Below are 22,795 nucleotides of genomic sequence, written 5' to 3'. Positions count from 1 at the left end.
ACTTGCTATTCGTCCGCTGCCAGGCGGCGCCACCTGAGGATGCGAGATCACCGCCACTTGTCGCTGCGAGTCACAGGTGTGGTGTTTGCCCGCCTCGCGGCAGGTGCCCGCACACCGCGAAATAGACTGTGCCGGTGGCTACGAAGGTGGTTTCTCCCGCGGTGCTCGTGCCGCTACAGGAGGCTTTGGCTTGTGCTTACTGGTACAAGGACGATCTGAGAGCTTTTCTCCGAAGCGCCACCGGACAGCCTGAACTGATTGCTCAGCTCGACTGGGGCGGCGGTTCTTACAAGCGAGCTATTGTCCGCCAGCTCGTCACCACGCTTGCCGAGAATCAGCACCGGTACTTCGACACTCTGATCGCACTGATCCTCGCGACTGTCGAAATAGACCCCGCTTCTCTCAAGCGGCTCGACGACGGCCTCACCAAGTACGAGACCGCAACTGCAGCCCTGAACGTCCTGCGAGGTCTGGTCGAGCCCTACCGAGCGATGCGGTCGGAAGCTGAAGCAGCAGCGCAGCGCCGCCGTATCGACCACGAACGCGCCAAGAAGGAACAGGCCCTCGCCCGCGAGACCGCGGAGCTGCACACAAAGTTCCTCGCCATGCACTCCCAGGAACCGCAAGCACGCGGATATGCCTTGGAGGGCTTGCTGAACCGACTCTTCACGGTGTATGACATCAACGCGAAGGGGCCTTTCCGGATCCAAGGGGAGCAGATCGACGGAGCCTTCACCTTCGCGGGAACCGATTACCTACTGGAAGCGAAGTGGCAGAAGGAACTGAGCACCACGGCCGATCTGTCGATCTTCGCTGACAAAGTGAGACGCAAGCTGGACAACACCTTGGGTCTCTTCCTGTCCATCAACGGCTTCCAGCCCAACGCAATCAAACTGAGCGGAGAGGGCGGGCGGCGGGTGCTCCTGCTGACCGAGGGCTACGACCTGCAGCTGGTCCTCGACGGGCGAATCCGCTTCGACGAACTGTTGCGACGGAAAAGGGAGCACGCTGCTCGCACCGGGGAGATCCTTCTTCGTGCTGCGGACATCCTGGCGTGAACGGCCAGGCGACACCGCTAACGCCGACCTGCAACACCAGCTCGCCGACCAGCTCGTATCCGAGGCATCCAGCGCTGTAGATGCCTACGTGCGCGCCTTGGCTGACCAGTAAAGACACTGCGGCTGGACGTGGCGAGCTGACAAGGCAGTGCATGGCTGGGCGATGGACTTCCGCAACTTCCGCTACCAGCGAGGTCGGATCGCCACGACGAGCACGACCAGCGGGATCCCTACCGCGAGTAGGTACCCGAGCGTGATCAACGGCCGGTGGCCTCGGCCGCGGTCAACCAGTCGGCCACGTTATCGAGGGTGCCGAAACACACGACCCGAAACGGGTTGTAGAGCTCCCACCCATTCGGTGGTTCGTCGGACCACCTGATCGCCATCGATCGACGCTTTGCCCGCTCGGTCAGGTCGGCAGGTACGCGGCGGGTCGTGGTACTCATCGGCTGCGGGCCTCCTCGAGGGCGGTGGGTGTGAGCGCCCACGGCGCCGGTGACTGCTCGTCGGACCGGCGCCGCACGGCGTGGCCACAACGCTAAGAGCGCGGTAGACCGCAGCGGAAGAATGTTGCGAAATGTTGCGCAACAGTGAGCTATTGACCCATCCACACCCCGGCGACCAGGATGAACAGGCAGCAGAAACATCGCGCAACACCGTTGGCAGGGGGCCACCATGAGTTTTACGTTCGTCGCCAAAGATCCCGGCTCGAACCCGTCCGGATCACCGACTCTCTACAAGACCGATACCGGTTGGATCGTGCAGGGCTGGATCGTGACCGATCCGCAGATCCTCGCCCAGATGAACATTCCCGGGGGGGAGTCGTGCGTGGAGATCCCCGACCGGCTCGTCCCGTTCTTCACCCAAGGAGCCCAGGCCGCCAGTGACAGCAATCAGTGACGCCGAATTCGACCGGCTACTGACCGATTTCACCGCCAGCGCGGTGCATCTGGAGACCCGCGACGCCTACGGCACCGAGATCGAGCTGCCGTACATGGCGAAGTGGGCCGCCGGCGAACACGACGACCTCGCATGGCTCGACGACTGGTGCCACAACCTGCGCGGCCACACCGCGGCCGGGCGCACGGTGCGCCGGGCCCGGGTCGTGTCCGAACCGCTCTCGGCCTACCAACGCTGGTCGCACTCGATCGCTGCGCCGATGGTCAATGCGGGCGAAGACATTCGGTGGGTACCGCGGCGACGGTTGGACTCGGTCGCGATCCCGGGCAACGACTTCTACCTGCTCGACGAGCAGTTGGTGATCTTCCTGCACTACTCCGGCGACGGCCTGGGCGTGGACAAGGTCATCTCGCGCGACCCTTCAGACATCGAGTTGTGCCGCACGGCGTTCGAGACGGTGTGGCAGTGGGCGATCCGCCACCGTGACTACCAACCCGTCTAGCTCCGCTCAGGACGGGCGCCGGGCACTCGGTCGACGACTGCGCGAGATACGCAACGGTGCCGGTCTGACCATGCGGGCCTTCGCCGATGCCACCGGGCAGCACTTCACGCGGGTGTCGAAGATCGAGAACGCCCGTCAGCTGCCGACCGTGCGCGACATCGCCGACTGGTGTCGACTGGCTGATGCACCCGAGCAGGAACCCGACCTGGTCGCCACGCTGCACGCGGTCGATTCCGCCTACACCGAGCACCGGCGCGAATCCCGGGCCGGAATGAAGCGGGTCCTCGGTGCGCACACTCCGCAGCGCTACGAGGCGACCAAGGTGTTCCGCATCTATGAGCACAACGTCGTACCGGGGTTGTTCCAGACGCCGGAGTACGCGAGGGCGATGGTGCGGTTCTGGATCCGGTTTCTCGGCACCCCGAACGATGTCGAGGACGCGGTCGCGGTTCGGATGCAGCGGCAACGGATCGTGCAGCGCGGCGGGCGCCGGTTCGTCATCGTCCTTGAGGAACAGGCGCTGCGGACGTTCTTCGGCTCGGCCGAAGTGCAGGCCGGCCAACTCGGCCGCCTACTCGAAGTGATGGCGCTGCCGCAGGTTTCGCTCGGCATCATCCCGATGATGCGCGAACGCGGTGGCGTCGGTAGCGCCGGGTTCTGGATCTTCGACGACGACCTGGTCGCGTTGGAAACCCCGACCGCCAGCATCCAGGTGAACCAACCCGCCGAGATCGGCCTCTACGCGCGGATGTTCGAGGAGCTGAAACGGTCCGCGGTCTACGGCCGCGAGGCCCGCCAACTGATCGTGACCGCCCTCGACGACCTCACCTGAGCGGTCAGCGCATCGTCAAATCTGCTCATCGCCGCAGGGTAGACCCGCCCACCGACATCTTTCGCTGACCAGCGCCAGCGGTGTCCACACAAAATCGCGGATTTCACTAGGATTCCCGCGCTCGGGGCGCAGGGGTACCCGGGCGCGACCTACGAGAGGGGGAGCGATGTCATCGACCGAGAACCCGTTCGGCGCCTACTTCACCGCGCCCGAGACCACTGCGGCTCCGCCGGCGGGCGGAGCTGCGCAGGACAAGCGCCCGCGACGACGACGCCGCGAGGCCGAGCCGCAGACGATCGGGACCAACCCCGAGACCTGGCCACCGCCCGACCCGGAGATCTACGACGACGGCGAGGAATTCGAGCCGGACTACCCGACGCCTGCCCCACCCGAGCAGGGCGCTGCCGACGACGTCGACCTGGTCGGCGACGACGACGGGTTCAGCGGCGACTGGAACGACTGGAACAGCGAGCCCGCCACCGACGCCACGCCCGTGCGCGACGATGAGGTCGACTGGAACAACTGGGCCACCGAGACCGCGACCGAGCAGAGCGGCGACCACGTGCCCACCCCGACGGTGCCCAGGCTCACCGACTACGGCGGTGGCGGCAAGATCGCGAAACGTCCGCGCCGCAACTACGACGACGAACGCTACGACGAAGCCGGGCGGGGCAAGTCCAAGGTGGTGGCCGCCGTCGGTGGTGTCCTCGCCGCGGTGGCGCTGGTCGCGGTGGTCGGTGGTATCGCCACCGCCGTCGACGACGGCGACGCCGCCACCCCCGCGCAGGTGTCCGCGTCCGGATCACCAACCACGGCATCGGCATCGGTCGCCGCGACGCTGCCCGCCCACGGGCTGGCCGGGTGCGAGACCTTCCGCAGCACATCGGTCACGATCAGCGCCGAGCACGGCGACACCTCGACACCGCAGGGCGCCATCCTCGGATTCGAGTACAGCTACTACGTCGATCGCAGCGCGGTCAAAGCCCGCAGCTTCGTCACCGACGACGCTCACGTCGGCAACGAGGCCGCGCTCGCCACCGGCATCGCCGGATTGCCCCAGGGGGTGCGCTACTGCGTGCACATCACCCGCGGCTCCGCCACCGACACTTCGGTGTGGGACGTGGCCCTGCGCCAGCAGTGGCCCGACGACACCACGGTCGAGAAGATCGCCTACGTCATCCGCACCCGTGAGGTCGCCGACGGCCGCTACCGAATCACCAGCATCAACTACAAGTAGGGGCGCCCGGCGCGCCTGACTAGATCAGGATCACCAGCGCCACGAACACCACGAGCCCGACCGGGATCCACCACCACCGAAACCCGATCGGTGGTGGGATCTCCGGCAGTGGCCCGGACAGGCGTCGGTGTCGGTCGCGATCAGCTGGGCTGCCGACACGGTTGAGCGCGTGGACCTGACGCTGCACCTCGCCCAGGGTCGGCGCGAACCGCGCGCCCGGCGAATTCGGGCATGACGGACTGTCGTGCCAGCCGACCGAACACCGGTCACACCGATAGCGCCCAACCATCGCCACCACCTCCACCCCTCGCACCAACCGAAACGCGCCCACCGTATCCCTCACTCACAAACCACGTGAGCACCAGCACTCAAACAGCACTACAAAAACGTTCACACCTCATGCTCCGTCGGTAACTTCTTAATAACGGCGGATTCTCTGTGTGCGCCTGTTGGTGCCGCGTACCGTCCAGCGTGTGGCCACCCCGACGACTGCGATGCGGTACCGCTCAGGAGATACCGAGTGGAATGCGCTTCTTCGCCTCGCGCTTCTCCAGGTATGGAACGAGCGGTGCTACTGGTGCAAGACCAAGCGCGATTTCGGCGATGTGGATATCGACCACGTCATCCCGCGATCGCTGACGGAGGCAGAGCGAAACCAGCGCGTTGAGCAGTTGCTAGGCGTCGATGCAGTGCCCGGCTTCGACGTTGACGCACTCCACAATCTCGCTCCGATCTGCCATAGCCCGTGCAACGGCGAGAAGACCGATCACGTGTACGACGCGCCGCGCTACCTCGAAATCCTGCAACGGGTCAAGGCGAAGGTTCCGGAAGTTCAGAAATTCATCCGGTCGTTCGAGGCCTCCGGTCGGGTTGGAAAGGCCCTCGTTGCGGTAATGCGGACAGATCTGGAGGACAGTCGATCTCTCAAGGCTCTCACCGAGTTCGCGCCACTTCTGGACACACGGCTACGCCGCATCGAATTCACCACAATCGATGAGTTCGAGGATCCGACAACCGACGTCCGGGAAATCACGGTCGTCGAGCTGGATCAGGCAGGGCGCCGAGTTCGAGACATGATGGCGGTTCTCGTCGGAGAGGATCCCGACGACGTCTTGACCACGCCAGTGCTCACGGTGAAGCAAGAAATCTCGGAGCACCTTCTCTCCGACATCAGATCTCAGGTGGACAATGCTGGGCATATGTACCCAGAGATCGCTCCGCCGAGCACGCGGATCGATCTCACAATCACCGAGCTGCTCTACATCGTGGACGACGAACAATTCAAGATGGTCGGTACGTTCGACGCCGACGGCAGTTCCCATGCAGCAGTCATGGGTGCTGACGGGGATGGGCTGGACTACCTGCAATACGACGCCGCAGGCCAAGGCACCTTTCGGGTGTTGTTTGGATTCAACCGAGGTGGCCTCGAATCCGATGGTCTGGTGTACCTCAAGTGGAAGAAGCCAGCGTCGTCGCGGAAACTGAGGCGGCTCCGTCCCAACTGAGTCACCGCCCTGCGCTGAGGATTTCGGGCGTGCCGCGATGTGATCCAGCTGTCTCACACACCCTGTCCGAGGTCGGCCCCACCGGTCGCAAGTGTGCTTACCGTAGGTGGGGTGATGTCACTGGCGAAGCTGTCCGCGGGCGAGGGCTACGAGTACTACACGCGCGTGATCGCCACCCACGACGCGAACGAACGCGGCACCACCGGGATAGACGACTACTACTCCGAAAAGGGCGAGTCGCCGGGTGTGTGGCTCGGCGCCGGACTGGCCGCACTCGGCATCGACGAAGGCGACCGGGTCACCGAAGCCCAGATGCGCGCCCTGCTCGGTGAAGGCTTGCACCCCAACGCGGATCAGATCATCGACGCCGCGATCACCGAGCAGGTCGCGCTCGGCGCGAAGAGCAAAGACGCGATCCGGTACGCGCTCAAGAAAGCTCAGCTCGGTCGCCCCTACAGCACGTTCACGACCGCGCCGGGCAGCTACCGCCACGAATGCGCCAAGGCACTCACCGACTGGAACACCATGCACGGCCGCGATCCTCGCGCGGCGGTCCCAGCCGAGGAACGCCGTCGCGTCCGCACCGAGGTCGCGCTGAGGATGTTCACCGACGATGTCGGCCGGGCACCGCTGAACTCGCGGGAGCTGTCCGGTTGGATCGCCCGCGCTTCACGTCCGTCCAAGACCGCGGTCGCTGGTTTCGACCTCACTTTCTCCCCGGTGAAGTCGGTGTCGACGCTGTGGGCAGTGGCCTCGCGGGAGGTCGCCGAGCAGATCGAAACCGCCCACCACGCGGCCATTCGGGACGTCATCTCCTACATCGAATCCGAAGTTCTCTACACCCGGGTCGGGCGCCACAGCGTGCGCCAGGTCGAAGTCGCCGGCCTGATCGCCACCGGCTTCGACCACCGCGATTCCCGCGCCGGTGACCCGGATCTACACACCCACCTCGTCGTCTCCAACAACGTTCTCCGCGCCGATGGGAAGTGGGGTGCGATCGACGGGCGGATGATCTACCGCTACAACGTCACCTGCTCGGAGATGTACAACACCCGCATGGAAGCCCACCTCGAGACCAGCCTCGGACTCGTCTTCGCCGACCGCGGTGAAGTCGTCGACAAACGCCCGGTCCGTGAGGTTGTCGGTGTCGATGCCGAGCTCGCCCGCGAGTGGTCCAAGCGCGGCCGCGCGGTCCGCGTCGCCACCGCGAAACTCTCGGCGAAGTTCCAAGCCGACCACGGTCGAGAACCGACCGCGCTGGAGCTGGTCAGTCTGTCTCAGCAGGCGACGTTGTCGACCCGCGCGAGCAAGCATGCCGCGCGTAGCAACGCCGAGCAGCGCGCGACCTGGCGGGCTGACGCGGTCGCGATCTTGGGCAGCGAGGCCGCCGTCGAGCAGATGGTCCACACCGCCCTGTCCCAGCAGCTCCCCGACCGCGAACAGATCACCGACGACTGGATCGGTCGTACTGCGGTCCGGTCGGTGGAGGTGGTGTCGCAGACCCGGGCGACCTGGCAGCACCACCACATCCGCGCCGAAGTCGAGCGCCAGGTCCGTGGACGTGTCGCCCCCGATCAGTGGGCCACCGTGGTCGCCCAAGTCACCGATACCGCACTCGCCGAGCCGGTCTCGATCCCGCGTGGAGTTCACGACCTTGCCCCGCAAGTCGACGAACTGTCGCGCAGTGACGGGACCAGCGTCTACACCACCGCCCGCTCCACCCTCTACACCTCGCCGCAGATCATCGCCGCCGAAGCGCGCCTGGTCGACGCAGGGTTGCGCCACGACGGGCACCGCATCACCGTGGCTGACGTCGACGCCGCGATCATCGAATACGCCGCCAACAACGGCGGATTCGCCCTCAACAGCGGCCAAGCCGCGATGGTGCGCACCTTCGCTACCAGTGGTGCTCGTCTGCAGGTCGGTCTCGCCCCGGCCGGGACGGGTAAGACGACCTCGATGCGGGTCCTGGCCGATGCCTGGACCGCCCAGGGCGGCACCGTGATCGGGCTGGCACCGACCGCGACGGCCGCTGAGATCCTGGCCCGCGAGATCGACACCCCGGCCTCGACCGTCGACCTGCTCGTCAGCCTCGCCCACCGCCTCGACGCCGGCGACCTCACCGAACCACCGACCTGGCTCACCGAGGTCGGCCCGCAGACGCTGGTGATTCTCGACGAGGCCGCCAAAGCCGCCACCCTCAAACTCGACTCGGCGGTGTCGTGGCTGCTGGATCGGGGTGCAAGCATCCGCGCGATCGGTGACCACCGCCAACTCTCCGCCGTCGCGGCCGGTGGCGTCATCCGCGACATCGTCGCCCACGCAGGATCGGCGAACCTGTCCACCGTGATGCGGTTCGCTGACCTCGGTGAGCGTGCCGCGAGTCTGGCTGTGCGCGAAGGCGACCCCGCCGGGCTCGCCTACTACACCGACCACGATCGCATCCGGATCGGCAGCCTCGACGCCGTCGTCGAGCAGGCGTACCTGGCGTGGTCCGCCGACATCGACGCAGGCCGCGACTCCGCACTGCTCGCTCCCACCCGGGACCTGGTGACCGACCTGAACGCCCGCGCCCGCGCCGACCGACTCGCCCGCGCCGACACCGAGATCGGCGCCGAAGTCGCTCTCTCTGATGGGCTCTCGGCCTCGGCCGGTGACATCATCTGCACCCGCCTCAACAACCGTCGGTTGCGGATCTCGAAGACCGATTACGTGCGCAACGGGGCCCGATGGGTGGCGCAGAAGGTTCATGAGGACGGTCGGATCACCGCCGCCCACATCGGCTCCGGACGTCGGGTCACCCTGCCTGCCGACTACGTCGCCGCCCATACCCAGCTCGGCTACGCGACCACTATCGACTCCGCCCAAGGCATGACTGTCGATACCTGCCACACCGTGCTGACCGGCCGCGAAACCCGACCCCAGCTCTACGTGGCGTTGACCCGCGGGCGCGACAGCAACCAGATCTGGCTCTCCACCCACGAGGGCACCGAACCCAACCTTCACGAGTTCGAATCGGTGCGGCCACCGACCGCTCTGGATGTGCTGACCCGTGTGCTCGACCGCGACGGTGTGCAGGTCTCGGCCGCGACCGCCCAAGCCCAGGCCCACGACCCGCGCCACCAGCTCGCCGGTGCAGTCGACTCCTATCTCGACGCACTCGGCGTCGCCGCCGAAACCCACTACGGCGCCGAACAACTCGCCGCCCTCGACACCGCCGCCGAGCAACTGCTGCCCGGTCTGACCGGTGCGGCGGCCTATCCGGTGCTGCGCCAGCACCTGGTCACCCTCGCCCTCAACGGCGACGACCCCGTACAGGCGTTGACCACCGCGATCGGCGGGCGCGAGCTCGACACCGCCGCCGACCCGGCCGCGGTACTGGACTGGCGCATCGACCCCAGCGGCTACCACTCCGGACGCGGAATCGGCTTCTACGAGAAGGGACCACTGGGCTGGCTGCCTGGTGTTCCCGCACAGCTGCGCCAGCACACCGAGTTCGGGCCGCACCTCGCCGCACGCGTCACCCAAATCCACGAGTTGCGAACCCAGGTCACAGACCTCGCCCGCACTTGGACCAACACCAGCACCGACCAGATCCCGCTGTGGGCACAGCCCTTGACCGCCCACCCGGATCTACTCGGACCATTGGCGACCTGGCGCGCGGCTCACAGCGTGCCCGACAGCGACCGCCGACCCACCGGCCCTACTGTGCCTGCCAACGCCGAACGCGACATACAGCGCACCCTCGACGAGCACGTGACCAACCGGCTCGGCGATACCGACGCCGACATCCGCCGCTGGACAGGCCTCGCCGACGAACTCGACGTGAACGGGTTGACCGAAGACCCGGTCTGGCCGCTGCTCGCCGCCGAGCTCTCCCGCGCCGAAGACGGAGGCCGCGCCATCGCTGACGCCGCCCGCGCCGCGACTGCCGCCCGCCCGCTCCCGGCCGAGCAGCCCGCGGCCGCGCTGCGCTGGCGCCTAGCCGGCGACCTCGACGAGCTCGCCCCCGCCACCGTCGACGACACCTCGCTGGAGCGGCAGATCCAGATCATCGAGCACGACCGGCTCCGCCGTCTGAGCGATGCGGCCCTGGGTGGCGAGCTGGCGAGGTTGCGCTCCAGACTCCGCCACGACCAGCACGCGGGCGTACCTGCCATGCTCGACGCCCTCGACGACGACCGCGTCGGCAAGGTCACCGCCGCCCACGCCCGCCTCGACGCCGACGCCGACCGAGTCCGCCGCGCCCACGCCGAACTCGCCGCTTTCGCCGACGAACGACAAGCCACCGAGAACCGGATCACCGAGATCACCCAGCAGATCCACCAGATCCGCACCCGCGAGACCCCATGGTGGGGTCGCCGTCAACGCGACGCCGAGATCAAAGCCAAGCAAGACGAGCTGCGCGACAGCGAGACCGCGCACCGCGAATACCGCGAGCGCGCCCGCGCGATCCACGACGCGGCCGCTAGAGACGGTGTCGCAGAACGACGCTGGCAGCAGATCCTCGACGCAGCCGATGACGTCGAGGGCCGCACCGCCGAACTCGACTCCGCCCACCACCACGACCAGTCCCGCGCCGAGCACCGTTACCGCCGCGGGCAGATCACCGAGGAACTGCGTAGCCAACTGCGGGCGGTGGTCACCGAGCACCGGCGCCGCAGCGATTTGCCCGACCTCGATCGAGACCGTGAAAACCAGGCACGCAACCACCTCGACGGACCTGAGGCCGCGATCCGCGCTACCGGCATCCTCGATCAGACACCGACACGACACGAACCGACCAGATACCAACAGCTGCCCTACGAGCCCACCCGTGACCGCGGGTACGACCTCGACATCTAGAACAGGGCTGCCGCGCCTGCTCCGCAGGCTTGCCACACACTTCTCAGGAGGCAAGCTCGCGCAGCGGGCGCGGCAGTACCTCTACGGACGGAACCACCACCGTGGTGACCGCTCCAGACGGGCCAGTTCGGCCGCCTTCGCCTGTTGTTTCCGCTCGTCGAGGAGCCGTTGAGTCTCGACGAGCTGATCTCGACGGCGACGTTCGACCTGGCACTGGGCAAGCTCACGTTGCAGGTGCACCAGATATCCCAGGCTCTGCAAGATCTGGCGTTCCTCGGATTCCTGGGCCGAACGCAGCCGGGCCCGGCAATGCCACGGGTCGGCCGCGGACAGCGCTGCTGCCCACTGATCCGGCCGGACTCCGGTGAACTGACCCGCCGAATCCGCCGCCGCGCGCGCGATCTCGAGCTGCGCACCGATCTCGGCGAGCGTGGCATCGGCCAGCTCGATCCGCTCCCGCAGATCCCCACGCGCACCCCGCCTGAGAATCGGGGTCGCCTCCAGCTCGGCGGCCAACCGGTCCCGGCCGAGGACCTGCTGCCCGTGCAGCCGGGCCAGATCGGTGACCTCGGTGCGGGCCTGCTGTGCGGCTTCAACCAAACCCGCGACCCGGATCGCGGCCGCGTTGTCGATCTCGGCCCGGCGGGTCGCGGGCTGATCAAGTTGTAGTGTCTCGAGCTCGCGGACCAACAGGCCGACTTCCATCGCCCGCTCGGCCAACTCCTGGGCCAAGACCTCATCCGGCATCCACGACGCCTGAAACGACCCGAACGCCAGACGCGCGAGCGCCCGCGCCTGCACCGCCACGCGCAGTTCGTCGTCCATGTCGGTGTAGAACGCCCGTGCCGGCCGGACCCGTCGCACCCCGATCCTGGGGGCACCACGCTTGCTACTGCTCACTGTGGTCTCCCCACGATCGTCACCGCTCGGGACCCTTTCCGCGATCAGGTCCGGGCTTGTACGGGTTGTACCCCGGATACGGGCCCTTCGCGGGCGGGGTCGACTTCGCCGCGCCGGGCGTCGACTTGCCGGGCTTCTTCGCCCCGGCCGGTGGTGTCAACGGGCCCGCGGCACGCGCGACCTTGCTCGCCTTCCACGGCTGATCGCTGAGAACGTGACCGTGCTCGTCGACCTGGAGCGTGCCAGGGCGGCCCTGGAACGCGATCCGCTTGGCGTGCCAACCCTGGGTCGACGTCGAGACCTCGCCCTCGACGGTCTGGCGGTCTTCGCGGTTGATGACCGCGAGCGAGCGCCGGGCGGCCGCCCATGGTGGTGACCCGACCTCGGTGACAGGTACGGTCCGGCGCGTCGGGTCGGTCCCGGCCGCGCGCATGTGGACCTGGGTCAGAGACCGGTGCGCGTGCGAGGCGAGCATCTTCGCGGCCTGGGCGCGGTCACGTTCGGCGAGCATGTCCATGATCGCGAGCAGGCACTCGGTCAACGCGACAGCGAGTGCGACTTTGCTCGCCGCGTCGGACTGCATCGACCACAGCATCCGCGCGACCGCCCGCACTCCCTGGCCGTGCACCTGCTGGGGGCGTCGCTGGTGCGCGGGCAGCTGTCCGGCGCGGGCGAGCTGGCGCGAGACCGAGTCCAGCGGGCCGGGCTTGGTTTCGGTGCGCACACTCGCCGCGGCGAAAAGGCCGGCGGTCTGCGACGCGGCTTTCGCCCACGCATCACGATCGCTGGCCGGGATGGTGCTCATGTACTGGCTCCACCGGCCGAGCTGCCGGATCGCGTCCTGCTCGCTCATCACGTTCGGCCCGATCGCGCGACCGGTGCGTGTGGTCGGCGGCCGCGACCACTCCGCGACCGCCGCCGTGCGCGCGTCCTCGGAGGCGTCCCATCCGGTCCACCCGCGCAGCGAGTTCAGAGTGAGATCCTTGGCGAGCTGACCACCGCCGTACCAGATCGCCTTCTCCCACGAGCCGGTCTTCTGGTTCTTCTGCGCGGGCATCCGGATCGCGTACCCGACGACCTCGTCGGTGCCGCCCTTCGCGAACCGCGGCCGCAACACCATCCCGGCCCCACGCAGTTCGCGGACGAACTCCGCTTCGTTGTCGGTCGCCGTCGCGACCGCGCGCACCCGGCGGTGCAGCGCTTCGCGGTCGGTCTCCGGCGCGCCGACTCGTTCGGCGCGGCCGCGCTCGTCCGGTCGAGTCGCCTGCTCGGTGGCACGGTCCTCGCGCGAGGCGAGAACCTTCAACCCGAACTCGCGCTCGATCGTCGCGGTCGCGGCCTGCGAGCGCGGATGGTCGCGGCGCACATCGGCCAACGATCCGTCCGGACGAACTACCGCCATCGCGATGTGGATGTGGTCGCCCTTGTTCTTGGTCAGCCCGTGATGGATCGCGGTCCACCGAACGTCCGGGGCGCCGTCGGTGCGGTCGACGAAGTCCATCTCCTCCATGAACCGGCGCGCGATCTCGCCCCACTTCGCGGTGTCGAGCTGACCCTCCTTCGGGTCCAACGCCAAGCTGCAGTGCCAGACATTCTGATCGCGCGTCGCCGCCTCGAACGCTTCCTTGCGCGGCACGCCCTCGGCGATCTTCGCGCGCGCTTCGCGGTAGTTGGTGACCAACACCGGCTCCCCCCGCAGCACCGTTTGCCGCGGTGAGTCGAGCAGTTTCGCCAGCTCGGTCGCGCGCGAGACGTCGATCCGGCCGCCGTACACGGCCATGGTCACGATGTCGCCCGCGACCACAGTCGGGTTCGTGTGCTCGTTGGCCCGACCCGGGCCCGCGAGGTAGCGCAGCAGCCCGCCCATGTCCGAGCCCTTGACCACGTTCGGCATCATCGGCTGCTCACCCTTCGCCGTCGACCGCGGTCGCCCACTCCTCGCTCACTGCCAAGTCCTGCTCCACGCTCACCGATTTCTCGGTCACCGCCGGAGCCTTGCCCATCACCCACCGCGCGGTCGCGTCCACGCTCAAGCACGCACGCACCACCGCGTGCAACGCGTCGAGGTGCGCGGCCACCAGATCCGGCGCGAGCTCCCCACTCACCTGGTGCATATGCCGAGTCTGCTGGTTGACGTTCGCACCGATCCGCCGGATCTGATCGTCCAACTCGAGCAGCCGCATCGCCGCGAACGCGCGGCCGGCCTCGACCTTGCCCGAGTCCTGCGCCGACACCACCAGAAGTCGCGGCACCGACACACCCGCCTCGACAGCACGGCGCGTGAGGTCTTCGTGCTCGGCATCCGAGAGCTTCACGATGTGCTTGTGCGGTCGCCCTCCGGGCACGTTCGCCTGCCGCTGGCGGCGCACCCCTGCCCGCCGATTCGGCGACTCCCCTGCCATCGCAGCCTCCCTTACAGCCCAGCGCAGCGACCACCCGGACGGGTGGGGTGACCGATCTTAGGTCACCTAAATACTAGCTCGCTACCTGTACTTCCGTCCACAACCGTACCGGAACGTCAGCGCTCATAGAACGAGAGCAACGCCGACCTCACCGCCCGAATTTTCGGGGCGGCAGAGTCCGGCGGACACCCGTTAGCGACATGGATGGGATGCACGCTCGGCGTGTGGCAACGCTCGCGAAGGACGCCGGGGACGCGCATTCGACGAGGCGCTGCGTCGCGAGTCAGGCCGTGATCGACGGGCCGCGTCGCAGCGCCCGGCCGAGATCCACGCGCAATTGGCCCAGCACGAGACGCCGCAGACGATGCAGTAGTGTCCGGACACGACAGGACCCTGGCGGATATGCGCCGCCAGGGTCCTGTCTCTATATGGGGGGTGAGAGATCAGATCGAGCGGGGACCCACGACCTGTTCCACGCGCGTGAGGGCGCGCCCGACCGTGGAGTGCGCCAGACCGACCTGGGTGCCGATCGCGTTGCCCTTGTGCCCCTGCGAGGCGAGCAGGTAGATCTCGGTCAGCATCGACACCGGCTGTTTGCTCAGCCCGCGCTCGGACACCGCGCGCGCGAACCGACCTGCCTCCGCGCGCGACAGTTCGTGATCGAACGGACCGTGCTCGGCCGCGCGCGGCGAGATCTCGCGCGCGATCGGTGCGGGCTCGGCCGCGCGCGCGAGCGCACCCGTGGTCGACACATCCCGCGCGCGATCGGTGCGCGACGTCCGCGCGCGATCGGCATCCTCGCGCGCGATCGAAACGAGCGCGATCGGTGCGGACCGCGCGCGATCGACGGGCTCCGGTTCGCGCGCGACAGCCTCATCGACGCGAGTGTCCTCCGCGCGCGAGTCCGCCGCACCGGCAGTCTCGTCGTCGGTGTGCGCGGCGATCGACGCGTGATCGGTGTCCAGCTCGGCCGGGGTGTGCGCGGCGATCGGTGCGCGGTCGGTGTCGGCGCTCGGTTCCTGCTCGTGCGCGACCTCGCCGCGATCGGTGGTCGCGCGCGGGTCCGCAGCGACCACAGATTCTGTGTGGTGCTCGCGCGCGATCGGGTCGATCGTCTCCGCCGTCGCGCGCGGAACGTCGTAGTCGTCGCGCGCGATCGGCGCGCGATCGACATCCTCGCGCGCGAGGGGTTCGCGCGCGATCGGTGCGCGGTCGGTGTCCTCATGCGCCTCGGTCGCGCGCGGCAGCTGCTCGGTTGCGGGAGCGTCCTCGCTCGCGCGCAGCTCGGCTTCGAACTCGGCGATCACCGCGTCCGTGTCCGCCGCCGGCGCTTTGGGAGCGGCCGCGGGAACAGTCGGTGCGGTACGGGAGGCGGTGGCAGTGAGGGCATCGAGGCGCGCGGTGATGTCGTCACCTTCGGCGTCGGCGGCGACCTTGGCCCGGTCGATGGCCAGACCGTAGCGACGCTGGATCACCGGGTGCAGGAACAACGCAACACCGACCATCACCGGTGCCACGGCGTGCACGGCCGCGCCGCGAGGGTCCAGCGGCGACAGGTAGGGGTAGACGTTGAGGCCGATGCTGCCCGCCAGCAGCCCGATCTCGAAACGTCGGATGCGGTCGTCGCCCTCGGTGACGCCCCACCGCGATACTGCGGCGCCGTTGATCATGATCACCACGAGCACGATGGAGATGGTGGCTTCGAGGGCGTAGCTGGCCCAGTACAGCGGGTCCGACGGTCCACCGGGCGCGATGTTCTGCTGGACGTTGACCGCCGACCACAGCATCGACGCGATGACCACACCGGTCAGTCCGCGCGCGGCCATTGTCTTCTGCTTGTGCAGGCGCGCGATGTCGAAGGTGGCCGAGCTCGACCGCAGCCGTTCAGCGATCGCACGGCGCGCGACGACCAGGTCGGCCGCCTCGGCGCGCACCAGTTCTTCCTGCGCGCGGCGGACCTCACCGGAGATGGTCTGCGCGGACTTCACCCCCGCGATCGACTCCGAGCGCTGGTGATCGCGCACCAGCTCCGCGGCCGCGCGTTCGTCGCGGAGCTCACGCTCGGACAGGGCGGCGATCAACGCAGGGTCGTCCTGGTGGGCCAGGCGCGAGTGCGCGGCCTCGATCCGGTCAGGCAGTGGTGCGTGCAGCAGCGGATCGACCTCGGCGGCTTTCTGGCGTCGGAACATCAGCGGGTCTCCTTCTTGGTGGCGATCTGGGTTTCGAGTCGGGTGATGGTGTTCTCGGCGGCGGTGAGTGCGCGTTGCAGCGCCTCGGCGCCGGCCTCACCGGCCTGCTGTACGCGGGCGATCTCGGCGGCGTGGTCGGCGCGCTGCTGCTCACGTTCGGCGCGGGCCTCAGCCCGAACGTCGGTGAGTTCGCGGCGCAGTCCGGCGATTTCCTCGCGGGCGGCAGTGGCATCCTCGCGCGCTTGCTCGCGCGCCGCTGACAGATCGGTCTTGACCTGGGCAAGCTCGGTACGGGCTTCGGCCGCGCGGGTGTCGGCGGCCGTGGCGGCGGACTCGGCGCGCTGCTGGGCGGCGGCAGCGGCGGCTACCTGGGCGCCTGCGTCGGTGGTGACGCGTTCGACGCGGGCGGCATGGTCGCGGGTGAGGGTGTCGACCTGCTCGGCCGCGTCGCGCCGAGCCTGCTCGGCGGCGGTCTCGGCGGCGGCCGCGCGTTCCTCGGCGGCGCGAGCGTCGGCCTGAGCAGCGGTGGCGCGCGCTTCGGCGGCCTCGACGCGGGCGGTCTCCGCCTGACGGATCTTCTCGATCTCGGCCTGGGCCTGGGCGCGGATCTCCTCGACCTCGGTCACAGCTTCGGCGCGGATGGCGTCGATGCTGCGTTCGGCCTCTGCCAGTGTGTGGTCCCGCTCGGCGAGCGCGTCCTCGGCAACGCCGTCGGCGAGCTCCTTGTCTTCGACGGCGCGGTCACGCTGTCGACGCGCGACGTTGGCGTCGGCCTCTGCCTCGTCGGCACGCGCCTGCGCGGCCTCGACTTCTGCTTGGGCCTCGCGGCGCATCGAGGTGACTTCGGCGACGGCGGCGTCGGGATCCCCAGCGGCCCCGACCACGTCGACGACCCGGTCCAGCAGCCCGCCCATCTGCTCACGGTGTCCGGCGGCGACCATCTCGAGCTGTGCCAGCAGGTCGGCCAGCGACGCGCGCGCCGAGGTCACCGGCCGGGGGGTGGGCCTATCGCGCTGCACCGGCGCGGCCTTGCCGAGCGCGGCGCGTTCCAGCTCGCGCTTGCGAGTGAAAGCCCCGGCGCGGTCGTGACGGCGCTGATGCCCGTCCGGGTCGATGCGGTTCTCCCCGCAGTACTCGGGTTTGCGGCCCGGTCGCGGCGCGACGTCATCGAGCGGGCGACCGCACACGACCCACGGGTCGGCCGCCGCTTCGGCGGCTTCGGGGTCGTAGGCGGTGGGGAACTGGCACAGCCGCGGCGCGGCGGCCGTGATCGCGGCGCCGGGCGAGGTCTCGGGTTGATCGGTCATTCCTCGATTCTACGCCTAATTCGTCAATTATGATACGTTTTCAAATCGTTTTTCTAATACGTTTTAACGAAACAAAACGATTTGATTCTTTGGCAACATCCGTTCGTGCACCCCGTCGCGCCGATTGACGCGAGGCGTATCGACGAAGACCGGCCCGGCAGGTGAGGCCTGCCGGGCCGGTCTTGGACTTGCGCCGTATGTAGTTGTCGCCGGGGGCTTACTCGATGATGTCGCCGCTCTCGTCGGCCTGAGGTACGCCGGCGGCGTCGAGGTAGCTGTTGATCGCGGCGTCGACTGTGTCGGTGAGGATCGCGCCCTGTCGCCTGGCCCATTCCAGGCGACCGAGGGTGCTCGCCTGGACCTGGGTAGCGAAGGGGCGTTTGCTGGTGCGGGCCTTCATCGGCAGGTTGACGGTCGGTGCGGGTGGTGTAGGCACGGTGTTGTTGTCCTTCCCTTTCGGGCGCGGCGGCCGGGCTGCGGTGGTTACCGGCTTCGGCTCCGGGGCCTGCAGGGGTTCGACGGCGTCTTCGGCCACATCGGGGGCTTCGGCCGCGGCTGTCTCCTGCTCTGCGCGGATGCGTTCTGCCTCTGCGCGGCGCTCGGCCCGGGACTGCGGCCTGGTGGAGGGCATGTTGATACCTGGTGTGGAGGCGGCGTTCACGCGCGGATCCTCTCCGCGAGGAGGACCGCGGCGTCGCGGTAGGCCACCGCTGCGCTGCAGGTGGGGGCGTGGACCGCGATCGGAACCCGCTTGTCCTTGGCTTCGCGGACGCGCACGGTGTGCGGGATCTCGCCCAGGTAGGCACCGCCGGCGGACCAGGCGCCCCAGTCCTGTAGCAGGCCCGCGCGGACGTTCTGTGCGGTCTTTGTGTTGCCCTCGTAGTCCGCGAGCAGCACGTATCGGATTTCGAGGGCCTCGTTGAGACCCTCCTGTACGTCGGCTACCGCTGAGCCGAGTCGGACCAGGGCGTCTACCTCGTCGGGACCGGCTTCCAGGACGGCTAGAACATCGTCGGCGGCCGCCATCGCGGCCTCGGTGAGTGCGCCGAGGGCTGGCGGGCAGTCGATGAAGATCACGTCGTACCCGGTGAGGTCATCGAGCTGCTTGGCCAGCCGCAGCTGTCCCCCGGGCCCGAGACCGCCCTTTTCCAGCTGTCGCAGGGCCAGTGCCGCGGGCACTATGTCGACTCCGAATTCAGTTTTTTGGATCGCCTCGAGCAGCGGTACCCGCTGGTTGCGCTCATCGGTGAGGACCTCGAAGGCCGTCGGGTCGTCTGGGCCGACGGTGATACCGAGTCCGCTGGTGCTGTGAGCCTGCTGGTCGATGTCGATCACCAGGACCCTCATGTCCAGCCGCGCGAGCTCGGCCGCGAGGTTGATCGTCGTGGTCGTCTTCCCGACACCGCCCTTCTGCAGGGCGATAGCGATCACGCGACCGATTCCGTCGTCTGACTGTGCCGTCATGAATCCTCCGCTCATCAGCACATATTGGGCTGCACGCACGTAAGCATGTATGTCGCATGCTATGCGGGAGACAGTCTCGCGAGCAGGACAACCCGCGAGCGTGTGCGAGCGCATTACCACTGGTTCAGCTGCATGAAAACTTACATGTATGTGTTCATGCAAACCGTGAGTCAAGGTTGCCAGCCCATGTTCCTTCGAGCCCATCAGTAATGAGCCTCACCAGTTCTACCGTTCGACCACCTGCTCACAGAAGGTTTCGCATCCGATGACAGGCGGAGGTTCTCCTACTGCACCTCACGGGCGAGGCGGGCAACCTCGCGTCGGGCGGCGTCGCTGGCCGCGCGTGCGGTCGCTTTGGTGCCGATCGCGTGCCGCGCGGCCTGGTCGACGACGGCCCTCGCGGCAGCGCGCGCGGAGGAGTCCGGCGCGGCGGGCCGGGATTGCGCGGCAGCTCGCCGGTCGTCCCAGTCGCGGCGCTGGGTCTCGAGACGCTCGACCTCCTCGGCGGCGGCCTGCGCGCGTGCCAGGGCCGCGGGTGGTTCGTCGGCGGGGGTGTGGTCCAGGACCCAGACCAGGTATCCGATGGGGTTGTCCGGTCGCCCGATCAGCCGTTTTCCGGCGATCCGGATGGCGTCGACCGCCTCGTAGACGTCATCGGGTTGCCACCCGTGCACGGCTCGTGAGGTCAGGACGCGCTCTAGCGCTCGTAGTGGTATTTCCCGTGCCCACAGCGGCATTCGCCCGTCAGAGCGGACGCGAGAGGCCAGTAGGACCGCTCTGTGGTCGCGCTCGCGCGCTTTCCGGCGGACCCGCCTCTTGTCGGTGCCGCGCGAAGCGCGTCTGGTCGTCGACTCTTTGTGGGTAGTAACGACGCTGGTACTAGAGCTCGCGCCGGAACCAAGCCTTCGGCTTGGGGGGGTGACAAAACTGTTTGTGATGTAGTCGGCGAGCACTGAGTTATCCACAAGGTGTGCGTAGGCGGGGCTGGGGATGAGGGCGGCGATGGACGCCCAGCCTCGGCCTCGGTCGCGCCGTTCGTGGGACTCGAGGCGCTCGACGAGGGTGCGCTGGCGGCCCCGGAAGACCTGCTGCCGACCGTCGAGCAGGCCGGCCAGCTCGCGGCAGCGCTGGATGGTGCGTCGGCCGCGCCCGACCTTGCCGGAGAGGTATCGCAGGGTCGGGCGGCAGTCGCGACCGGTGGCGTGGTCAGCTACGCCCGCCTCCGCCTTCGCCCAAGCCAGGAACGTCGAGCGTTTGACCGACGGCGCCCGCAGGGTCGCGCGCAGCTCGGGGTAGAGCAGGTCGTAGAGCGCCATCATCAGGGCGACCCAGCGGTCCCCGGACCACCAGACCTCGGGCACGTCTCGATAGAGGTCTTCCGGTTGTTCCAGTCGCAGTGGCGGTATCTGAATCGGGAGAATGTCCGCGCGGAGCCGCTTCGGACGGCGTCGCCGGGGGTTCAAATAGTGGTGTTTGTGCTGATCAGGATAGGCGCGGGCAGTTCGTTCTATAACGAACGTGTGTCCACACACATCTGTGTGTGGGCATGCGATATCCTGAGACCTGTCGTGCAAGACGCGGCCTCTCTTTTGAGGCGAGACACCACCCCCGGCGGGCTAGGCCGGGGGTTTCTCGCGTTATAGAGGTATTGAGTGCAGGCCGCAGTGGGCCGCCGTCAATCTCCTATCGCAACTCTCCTTCGTGATCGTGTTTGTACGCGTTGCATCCTCGTGTTGGGAAGCGTGTGCTCCCAACACGTTTCACACCGCTAGTGGGTGTTAGCTAGCCAACGAAAGCTGTCCCGGGGGATCACCTTCGCGGGGAGCGCCGGGGTAGGGAGCCAGACCGAGCAGCTGTCGCAGCGCGATTTCGTAGATTGCGCGCCGACTCAGCCCGCAATCCTCGACGGCGGCGTCGATCGCCTCGATTACCTCGAGGGACAGTTTCAGTCCGACGGGTTTGGCCGGTGGAAGCGTAACTGGTCTACCCATGGAGATAGATCTATCGGTTTTCGTTGGGATGCGCGTCGCGACACGCCGTTTCGATCGGGACATCTTTCGAGTCGACAATCTGCCCCGCGCCTACCAGCCGCGATATCAGCAGGAGTGCAGACTCGTGGATTTCGGCTGCCCTGTGTCGAGTTGCGTTGGAAGCAACAGCGTCTCGGAGGACCCAGGGTGTGAGTCCATGCTCGAATGCGTCGAGTGTCGTCTTCAACACGCAAGCGTCCGTTGCGATCCCGCAGATCACGACATCGGTTGCTCCGAGCTCCTTCAGCAGTGCCAGCCCTTCCGGTGTCAGCGCTGTGTAGACCTTCTTATCCAGAATGTGAACGTTCTCCCTGGCAGCAGCGTCGAGAAGCTCCGGTGCCAGATCGGTTTCGGGTGGCCCGTAAAGCGCACGCCATCCGATAAGTCGCTCCCATGGGCTTCCTTCGTAGTTCCAGTACCGCGTGAATACCGTCGGGCGGCCTGCAGCGGCCCAGCGGCCGGCGAGATCCGCGATAACGGGCAGCACATGTGCGGAGTGTTCGTTGACGAATCCGTTCTGGACGTCGACGACGAGGAGAACCGCCCGGTCGATGTCGATCAATTGCTGGTCTCCTTAAGAGCTTCCATGGCGATGTCGAGCTGTGCGGGCAGCCCGCTGGAGTGCACGATGGCCTCACGCATCTGCTGATGCTGTCCCGTTTCCTGCGGTCGGGGCATGAGCAGGAAACTGCGCATCGATCGAAGGAACCGCCATCCGTGCTCCGGGCAGACGTCAGGGTCGACACCGAGTTCGATCTGTTCATTGACATAGGCAGTGAAGGCCCACATCGCCTGCGCGCCGATCTCGAAACGCACCAAGTCGTTTTCGGGCAGGCAGCGCAGAGGATCGTGAGGGTGGTAGACGACGCCCGACCAGCTCGCCCACGCGCTTGATACTCCAGGGGAGCCGAATCCTCTCATCTCAGGCGGGTGGAACCCAGCGTCTAGGAGTTCCTGCTCGGCCTGCTCGCCGGAGGCCTGAGCGGTGTCGGTGATGTCGCGATCGACGAGAACGCGTGGTGCGCAGATGAGTCGGAGGCCAGTGTCAAGGGTCGATCCTGTCCAGGGCGCTGCGTAGACCCAGTACGCGCTGAGCACGTAAGCCGGGGTGATGTCACCGTCGGTGGCCTCGCTGAGGAATCTGCCTGCCCATTCGAGGTTTTCGGGATAGGTCTGGTACCGCCAGAGCGCGAGCGAGGTGACGTCAGGAACGTCGAGGTCCTCAAGGAGATGGATGATCACCGTGCCGGTAGGAAACAGCACGAGCGAGCAGTGCTGTCCTATATCTGCGATGGGACCGATGTAGCAGGGTGTGCGACCGAGGTAGCCGGTGACCTGCTCAAGCTCCAGATCCGCGACGAGCTGCTCGACACGAGCGTGCCCGACGTGCGCGGCGATGAACTTGTGGCTTCGGACGCCGAGTGATCGGGCTGTTGATGGTGCCAGCGAGGAGATCGCCATCAACACGTCGCCGGGCGGAGTGGCCTTCTGCTCCCAGCTCGTGACGTGACCGGGCTGGACTGCACGGCCAAGCAGATCGGTTAAAGCCGCAGCGAATTCGGTGGGGGAGAGGCCAGATGCCGAACGAGCCATCGAGACTCGCCCGCGGGCAAGTGCGGCGTAG

The 22,795-nt window shown here is 67.5% G+C and carries 19 protein-coding genes; 7 read left to right on the top strand and 12 right to left on the bottom strand.

The window, feature by feature from the left end; all coding sequences use genetic code 11:
• Window positions 1-134 precede the first annotated feature (134 nt).
• Window positions 135-1,058, top strand: a complete 924-nt coding sequence (locus ACFWPK_RS32020; RefSeq protein WP_378922166.1) for a hypothetical protein — start codon at window positions 135-137, stop codon at window positions 1,056-1,058.
• Window positions 1,059-1,315: 257 nt separating this feature from the next.
• Here ACFWPK_RS32020 and ACFWPK_RS32015 read toward each other — a convergent pair whose 3' ends face one another.
• Window positions 1,316-1,504, bottom strand: a complete 189-nt coding sequence (locus ACFWPK_RS32015; RefSeq protein WP_378922164.1) for a hypothetical protein — start codon at window positions 1,502-1,504, stop codon at window positions 1,316-1,318.
• 229 nt (window positions 1,505-1,733) lie between these two features.
• On the opposite strand from ACFWPK_RS32015, the gene ACFWPK_RS32010 reads away from it, so the two are divergent.
• From ACFWPK_RS32010 to ACFWPK_RS31995, 4 genes are all read left to right on the top strand, one after another.
• Window positions 1,734-1,958 carry a hypothetical protein gene (locus ACFWPK_RS32010; protein WP_378922162.1) on the top strand — a complete coding sequence of 75 codons (225 nt, stop codon included), beginning with the start codon at window positions 1,734-1,736 and terminating at the stop codon, window positions 1,956-1,958.
• Window positions 1,942-2,460: a DUF6879 family protein gene (locus tag ACFWPK_RS32005; RefSeq protein ID WP_378922160.1), complete on the top strand. Its 519-nt coding sequence runs from the start codon at window positions 1,942-1,944 to the stop codon at window positions 2,458-2,460. Before ACFWPK_RS32010 ends, ACFWPK_RS32005 begins: the two co-directional genes overlap by 17 nt.
• Window positions 2,441-3,292: a helix-turn-helix transcriptional regulator gene (locus ACFWPK_RS32000; protein ID WP_378922158.1), complete on the top strand. Its 852-nt coding sequence runs from the start codon at window positions 2,441-2,443 to the stop codon at window positions 3,290-3,292. The genes ACFWPK_RS32005 and ACFWPK_RS32000 overlap by 20 nt, the downstream gene beginning before the upstream one ends.
• Before the next feature lie 166 nt (window positions 3,293-3,458).
• Window positions 3,459-4,529, top strand: a complete 1,071-nt coding sequence (locus ACFWPK_RS31995) for a hypothetical protein (protein ID WP_378922156.1) — start codon at window positions 3,459-3,461, stop codon at window positions 4,527-4,529.
• Window positions 4,530-4,548: 19 nt separating this feature from the next.
• Here ACFWPK_RS31995 and ACFWPK_RS31990 read toward each other — a convergent pair whose 3' ends face one another.
• Entirely contained in the window at window positions 4,549-4,818 is a 270-nt protein-coding gene (locus ACFWPK_RS31990; protein WP_378922155.1) for a hypothetical protein, read from the bottom strand.
• Window positions 4,819-5,002: 184 nt separating this feature from the next.
• On the opposite strand from ACFWPK_RS31990, the gene ACFWPK_RS31985 reads away from it, so the two are divergent.
• On the top strand, window positions 5,003-6,034 hold the full coding sequence (locus ACFWPK_RS31985; protein ID WP_378922153.1) for an HNH endonuclease: 1,032 nt from the start codon (window positions 5,003-5,005) through the stop codon (window positions 6,032-6,034).
• A 114-nt stretch (window positions 6,035-6,148) separates the two neighbouring features.
• Complete coding sequence (gene mobF / locus ACFWPK_RS31980) at window positions 6,149-10,879, top strand: MobF family relaxase (protein ID WP_378922151.1); 4,731 nt, start codon at window positions 6,149-6,151, stop codon at window positions 10,877-10,879.
• A gap of 81 nt (window positions 10,880-10,960) precedes the next feature.
• Here mobF and ACFWPK_RS31975 read toward each other — a convergent pair whose 3' ends face one another.
• From ACFWPK_RS31975 to ACFWPK_RS31930, 10 genes are all read right to left on the bottom strand, one after another.
• Window positions 10,961-11,779: a hypothetical protein gene (locus tag ACFWPK_RS31975; protein WP_378922149.1), complete on the bottom strand. Its 819-nt coding sequence runs from the start codon at window positions 11,777-11,779 to the stop codon at window positions 10,961-10,963.
• Window positions 11,780-11,798: 19 nt separating this feature from the next.
• Entirely contained in the window at window positions 11,799-13,676 is a 1,878-nt protein-coding gene (locus tag ACFWPK_RS31970) for a relaxase/mobilization nuclease domain-containing protein (protein ID WP_378922147.1), read from the bottom strand.
• Window positions 13,677-13,683: 7 nt separating this feature from the next.
• Entirely contained in the window at window positions 13,684-14,181 is a 498-nt protein-coding gene (locus ACFWPK_RS31965) for a hypothetical protein (protein WP_378922145.1), read from the bottom strand.
• A gap of 443 nt (window positions 14,182-14,624) precedes the next feature.
• Window positions 14,625-16,370 (bottom strand): hypothetical protein, encoded by a 1,746-nt coding sequence (locus ACFWPK_RS31960; RefSeq protein WP_378922143.1) that lies wholly within the window; start codon window positions 16,368-16,370, stop codon window positions 14,625-14,627.
• On the bottom strand, window positions 16,370-17,677 hold the full coding sequence (locus tag ACFWPK_RS31955) for a hypothetical protein (protein ID WP_378922141.1): 1,308 nt from the start codon (window positions 17,675-17,677) through the stop codon (window positions 16,370-16,372). The genes ACFWPK_RS31960 and ACFWPK_RS31955 overlap by 1 nt, the downstream gene beginning before the upstream one ends.
• Before the next feature lie 217 nt (window positions 17,678-17,894).
• Window positions 17,895-18,338, bottom strand: a complete 444-nt coding sequence (locus tag ACFWPK_RS31950) for a hypothetical protein (protein WP_378922140.1) — start codon at window positions 18,336-18,338, stop codon at window positions 17,895-17,897.
• Window positions 18,335-19,141 (bottom strand): ParA family protein, encoded by an 807-nt coding sequence (locus tag ACFWPK_RS31945; protein WP_378922138.1) that lies wholly within the window; start codon window positions 19,139-19,141, stop codon window positions 18,335-18,337. The genes ACFWPK_RS31950 and ACFWPK_RS31945 overlap by 4 nt, the downstream gene beginning before the upstream one ends.
• Window positions 19,142-19,425: 284 nt before the next feature.
• Complete coding sequence (locus ACFWPK_RS31940; protein ID WP_378922137.1) at window positions 19,426-20,502, bottom strand: hypothetical protein; 1,077 nt, start codon at window positions 20,500-20,502, stop codon at window positions 19,426-19,428.
• A gap of 640 nt (window positions 20,503-21,142) precedes the next feature.
• A complete protein-coding gene (locus ACFWPK_RS31935; RefSeq protein ID WP_378922135.1) occupies window positions 21,143-21,733 on the bottom strand; it encodes a cysteine hydrolase family protein in 591 nt (196 codons plus the stop codon).
• On the bottom strand, window positions 21,730-22,764 hold the full coding sequence (locus ACFWPK_RS31930) for a hypothetical protein (protein ID WP_378922133.1): 1,035 nt from the start codon (window positions 22,762-22,764) through the stop codon (window positions 21,730-21,732). The genes ACFWPK_RS31935 and ACFWPK_RS31930 overlap by 4 nt, the downstream gene beginning before the upstream one ends.
• Between the last annotated feature and the right edge of the window lie 31 nt (window positions 22,765-22,795).

Source organism: Nocardia sp. NPDC058519, from assembly GCF_042719755.1.
Lineage (GTDB): Bacteria > Actinomycetota > Actinomycetes > Mycobacteriales > Mycobacteriaceae > Nocardia.
The sequence above is the reverse complement of the archived record's forward strand: the minus strand, read 5'-3'. Positions and strand labels throughout refer to the sequence as shown.

Bases quoted from the DNA above. Each gene is read 5' to 3' on its own strand.
- ACFWPK_RS31995 (WP_378922156.1), top strand. From the start codon at position 3,459: ATGTCATCGACCGAGAACCCGTTCGGCGCCTACTTCACCGCGCCCGAG.
- ACFWPK_RS31990 (WP_378922155.1), bottom strand. From the start codon at position 4,818: ATGGTTGGGCGCTATCGGTGTGACCGGTGTTCGGTCGGCTGGCACGAC.
- ACFWPK_RS31955 (WP_378922141.1), bottom strand. From the start codon at position 17,677: ATGACCGATCAACCCGAGACCTCGCCCGGCGCCGCGATCACGGCCGCC.
- mobF (WP_378922151.1), top strand. From the start codon at position 6,149: ATGTCACTGGCGAAGCTGTCCGCGGGCGAGGGCTACGAGTACTACACG.
- ACFWPK_RS31970 (WP_378922147.1), bottom strand. From the start codon at position 13,676: ATGATGCCGAACGTGGTCAAGGGCTCGGACATGGGCGGGCTGCTGCGC.
- ACFWPK_RS32015 (WP_378922164.1), bottom strand. From the start codon at position 1,504: ATGAGTACCACGACCCGCCGCGTACCTGCCGACCTGACCGAGCGGGCA.
- ACFWPK_RS31945 (WP_378922138.1), bottom strand. From the start codon at position 19,141: ATGACGGCACAGTCAGACGACGGAATCGGTCGCGTGATCGCTATCGCC.
- ACFWPK_RS31930 (WP_378922133.1), bottom strand. From the start codon at position 22,764: ATGGCTCGTTCGGCATCTGGCCTCTCCCCCACCGAATTCGCTGCGGCT.
- ACFWPK_RS32010 (WP_378922162.1), top strand. From the start codon at position 1,734: ATGAGTTTTACGTTCGTCGCCAAAGATCCCGGCTCGAACCCGTCCGGA.
- ACFWPK_RS31960 (WP_378922143.1), bottom strand. From the start codon at position 16,370: ATGTTCCGACGCCAGAAAGCCGCCGAGGTCGATCCGCTGCTGCACGCA.
- ACFWPK_RS31965 (WP_378922145.1), bottom strand. From the start codon at position 14,181: ATGGCAGGGGAGTCGCCGAATCGGCGGGCAGGGGTGCGCCGCCAGCGG.